General features: G+C 55.9%; 5 protein-coding genes and 1 pseudogene. 5 read left to right on the top strand and 1 reads right to left on the bottom strand.

What is annotated here, in order from left to right:
- Positions 1 to 704: 704 nt before the first annotated feature.
- The 5 genes and pseudogenes from O6929_14455 to O6929_14435 all read left to right on the top strand — a co-directional run bounded on the left by O6929_14455 (position 705) and on the right by O6929_14435 (position 3,328).
- Positions 705 to 1,085 carry a hypothetical protein gene (locus O6929_14455; protein MCZ6481580.1) on the top strand — a complete coding sequence of 127 codons (381 nt, stop codon included), beginning with the start codon at positions 705 to 707 and terminating at the stop codon, positions 1,083 to 1,085.
- Between the two features lie 358 nt (positions 1,086 to 1,443).
- Positions 1,444 to 1,740 carry a hypothetical protein gene (locus tag O6929_14450; protein ID MCZ6481579.1) on the top strand — a complete coding sequence of 99 codons (297 nt, stop codon included), beginning with the start codon at positions 1,444 to 1,446 and terminating at the stop codon, positions 1,738 to 1,740.
- A 121-nt stretch (positions 1,741 to 1,861) separates the two neighbouring features.
- Positions 1,862 to 2,062, top strand: a pseudogene (locus O6929_14445) (IS256 family transposase).
- A 345-nt stretch (positions 2,063 to 2,407) separates the two neighbouring features.
- Positions 2,408 to 2,752 (top strand): hypothetical protein, encoded by a 345-nt coding sequence (locus tag O6929_14440; GenBank protein ID MCZ6481578.1) that lies wholly within the window; start codon positions 2,408 to 2,410, stop codon positions 2,750 to 2,752.
- 129 nt (positions 2,753 to 2,881) lie between these two features.
- Complete coding sequence (locus tag O6929_14435) at positions 2,882 to 3,328, top strand: GTP pyrophosphokinase (GenBank protein MCZ6481577.1); 447 nt, start codon at positions 2,882 to 2,884, stop codon at positions 3,326 to 3,328.
- A gap of 155 nt (positions 3,329 to 3,483) precedes the next feature.
- Here the strand turns inward: O6929_14435 and O6929_14430 are convergent.
- Positions 3,484 to 3,811: hypothetical protein (locus tag O6929_14430; GenBank protein ID MCZ6481576.1), on the bottom strand; the 328-nt coding region annotated here is incomplete at its 5' end.

Below are 3,811 nucleotides of genomic sequence, written 5' to 3'. Positions count from 1 at the left end.
AACTGGAGATGTTTATGTTAAGTGGGGTGAGTGGATGGACGATTATCGAACTTTTTGGAACGAGAATTCCGCCGCGATGACTCTAGAACTGCTCTCTGCTTAATCTACACCTTTCCTATAAAGCAACATTTCGACCCGCGGTTTAGGAAACCCTTCAGACCTAGAAGAAGATAGTACCTCAAACCCCTTGCCAGACAACGAAACCGATGATTTAGCACAAGATTCTGAGTAATCGGCACATTGCATACAGTTGCATAGGATGTGAGGGGTTTGAGAGAAAAAAATTACACTTACGGTTACACTCCTTGGCCCATCAAGTTTATCGCCAAGGAATAAAAAAGTTCTCCCCTTGGGCATGATCCCTTTCTATAGGAATCGAGGGGGTGGGGGCCTTTAAAAAATGAACCTCCAACATCAGCGTTACAAGGTATGTGTGTATTTTTTCCAAAAATACAGGAATAGGTAAAAATACTTATATACGAGCTGCTGATGCTCTATGCCCTCGCTGCGTAGGGCAGGCATTCAAGCAAAACTTTTTCGTCTCGGTGGAGTATTTGCGACAGAACGTGGTGGGATGGCTCTTCACAAGGAACCGCAAAACGGTGGGTTGCGGTGCCAGTGGCTGGGGCCATCCATACCATCTGGCTTGCTCTTAGAACAATGTTGTGTTCGTCGTATAAGAAGGGCTAAAGGTACCAATTCACATGCCGTTCTCAGCTGACGATTTAATCTCCCAGATCAACGAAGAAGTCTCGCGTCTGACACCCGTCGGCAATGCTGTGGCCGTGGCGCGTCATAGCGCGTTGCTTCACTTGCGCGACGTCCTGCGGAGAACGGGTTTTCCCACGGATAGCAAGCAGCGACACGAGCTTTCCCTGGTTCCACTTGTGTTCCAAGAGGCCAATTACGACGATATCGACTGGACCCATCGGGCTGCGCCGCTCGGACATTTGTCCGGTATTTTTGCAATAGATGTGGCTGTTCAATCTGCTGGTCGCGAACGTCACGAACTAACGGATGCCGAATACAAGGAGTACGTCGATGGAAGTTTCGCCGCGATTGATTATCGAACGAAACGCCACTGAACGTAAAAAGAATTACCCGTTTGAAAGAAGTTCATCGATTGGGCCCTCCTGGCCGTCGTATCGTTAAGGCCGATGATGACCAACTTTTGGACTTTCGGGTTGGCATCAAGCTTGGCGATGCGCTCCCCGTTGACAGGCGAGGACCTACACGACAAACTCCCCGTCAGGTGGACATGCCGACGACGCCCGGGTGTAGCCAACCCCGGTCATGCATTCTAGTGGAGCCGGAACTCCACAAACGTATCGCCCGCTTCGGCGGCGGCCGCGGTCCTCGGAGGCCATCGGGCTCCTCCCCTGAGCCTGTACCCACGTGGCGAAGGGCCTTGTACCATGCCACCCGTCGAGGTAAGGACCGGCGATGCACTGTCAGAGCTGCGATGCGGATCTAGGAGGGGCCGAGGCGCGTGCCGCATTCATCTGCGCTGAGGTCATGGGCGACGAGTACATCGAGTCCTATTGGTATTGTGAAAGCTGCGGGATGTACATGACAGGCAATCTGCGCGACCCCTTTCACGGCGAGATCTCGGAAAGCGGCGGTGGCCAGCTGTCCAAGGCAAAGGGGGACCGACTCATCAACCTGATTCGCAAATGTCCCGACCCGTCAGACGAAAGATGCCAGTGCGCAGCCCACCAAGAAATGCGGGGCGGTTGGTAGCTGTCGCGGCTCGGGGTGGCGGAGAGTCCGGAAACGGGGGCAAACTCGCCGTCGGGCGGACACGGCTTTCAGGACCGGTCTTACCCAAGGTCGGACGTTCGAAGTGGTCCCAGCTACGGGTCAGGTCAGCCGCAACGTCAAGAGGTGGCGCAATGCCGAGATGGCATTCAGATGGACCGCCGCCGGCCTGCTGGAGGCCCAGAAAACCTTCCGCCGCCTCAAGGCCTACCGCCAGCTGCCTATCCTCCGCGGCGCCCTGCAAGACCACATGCGAAAGGCTCAAGCCGACAGCGCCATTGAAACCATCATGAAAGCCGCATAGCCTGATCAACCAGCGATGCCTGCCTCACGAATTTCAACAGACAAAGGGACATCGCCTTGCCGTGCCACGTGATCTGTTTCGAAAGATCCTGTTGCGAATCGATAGACTACGGCCACTGGCTTTGGTGGCGGCCTCAATGGAGCGAAAAACTGGAATGATAAGGAGGGGATGTGTGTCCGGACGAGGAAATATCGAGCCGAATTGAGCTGCCAGGGGCAGTTTGGCAGTCGAAGGCCGGTCCCATCAGGCCAAGATGCGGCTCATGATTCCATGATACGGCCACTTCGACCTCCATTAAGGCCGGATTTTGCACCATCTGGGGGTATCGGCTGATACAATGTCCCGATGAATGAGAAGCGTTATCCAGTCATGCTTGACGACAATTTCCACTACATGGATGAAGAGCACCGATTAAAAATTGGTGAGTTCTCCACCTACGAGGAGGCGGTCGCGAAATGCAAGAAGGTTGTGGATGAAGATCTGCGCGACATGCTGAAACAGGGTGTTAAGCTCGAAGAGCTATCAGCCACCTGGTCGTTGTACGGAAGTGATCCATTCATCGTCGGAGGTTCGAGCCGGTTCTCCGCGCGAGACTACGTAACCGAGAAAACCCAAGAATTGGGCGACTCCCAGCAGGAGTGGCGCTGGTGGCGGGGGTGGTTCCGGTGGCGAAGGGGGCTCCAGCGGTAACGGTCGTTCCGGTGAGCGCGACTGGGCCGCCGTGGGTCGGCGGGTCGGCGTCCGATTCGAACCTCTGAGGCCGTAGACTCTATCGGCCGCGACTCTGGCGATTGATCGAGAGGAAAGAGGATTCACGCGATGACGGCTTCCGTGCTGGAACGAGCGATCGGGTTGGCCCTGGAGGTCCATCGGGGCCAAATCGACAAGGCGGGCCAGCCCTATATTCTGCATCCGCTCCGCTTGATGGCCGCCATGACTAGCGAGGAGGCGCGCGTGGTGGCGGTGCTCCACGACGTGGTGGAGGATTCCGAGGCCACCTTCGAGGACCTGGCTGCTCTCGGCCTGTCCGAGGAAGCGCTCGCCGCCTTGCGGCTGCTCACCCACCACGACGACGACGGCAGCGAGGCCAACTACTTCGCCTACGTCGCCCGGATCAAAGCCAACCCCCTGGCCCGGGCGGTCAAACTGGCGGACCTGGCCGACAACCTGGACGTGAGCCGCTTGCCCAGCCTCACCGAGCGCGACTCCCACCGCCTGAACAAGTACCTCAAGGCCAGGGAAATGCTGCGGCGGGATGACGGCTGACGAAGCGACGCGACAGTTGCTAACCGCCAAGGGTCCTCAGTGTTCTCGTCCAAGACCGTCAGGTCGCCTTTGTGTTCGTGATGTCGGAATGGGGTATTGGAATGGGAGAATGGGGTCAAATCTTTTGTTGACTAAATAGACACTCCCTTTCTTTTTCACTCCTTTGCGTTGCAACGCTCTACCTCCTGCATAAACTCTCTGCAGGCTGTCACAACATCTTTCCCTGGTTGAAGAATCGCTCCTCTTATTACAATAACCATTAGGATTGGGGCCGCACTCTCAATTCTTTTTTCCCCCTTCAGGCTGACATGCCTACGCCGGCTTTTCGGGATGAGTATCCCTTCGTCTCCCCCAAGCATTTCGCCCTTCCCCTGAAGAAACCACCGTCCCACCAGCGCGGCCGTGACTGCATCCAGCTCATCGCTTGTGATCGGTTTAGTTAATCCTTTTACCCCAAGATCTTTTAGTCCATGCAAAAGCCCC

It is taken from the genome of Candidatus Methylomirabilota bacterium, from assembly GCA_027293415.1.
In the GTDB taxonomy this organism is placed as follows: Bacteria; Methylomirabilota; Methylomirabilia; order Methylomirabilales; family CSP1-5; genus CSP1-5.
The sequence above is the reverse complement of the archived record's forward strand: the minus strand, read 5'-3'. Positions and strand labels throughout refer to the sequence as shown.

What these genes read in the sequence shown, in the direction of transcription:
- O6929_14455 (MCZ6481580.1), top strand. Translation starts at nt 705, where the DNA reads ATGCCGTTCTCAGCTGACGATTTAATCTCCCAGATCAACGAAGAAGTC.
- O6929_14440 (MCZ6481578.1), top strand. Translation starts at nt 2,408, where the DNA reads ATGAATGAGAAGCGTTATCCAGTCATGCTTGACGACAATTTCCACTAC.
- O6929_14450 (MCZ6481579.1), top strand. Translation starts at nt 1,444, where the DNA reads ATGCACTGTCAGAGCTGCGATGCGGATCTAGGAGGGGCCGAGGCGCGT.
- O6929_14435 (MCZ6481577.1), top strand. Translation starts at nt 2,882, where the DNA reads ATGACGGCTTCCGTGCTGGAACGAGCGATCGGGTTGGCCCTGGAGGTC.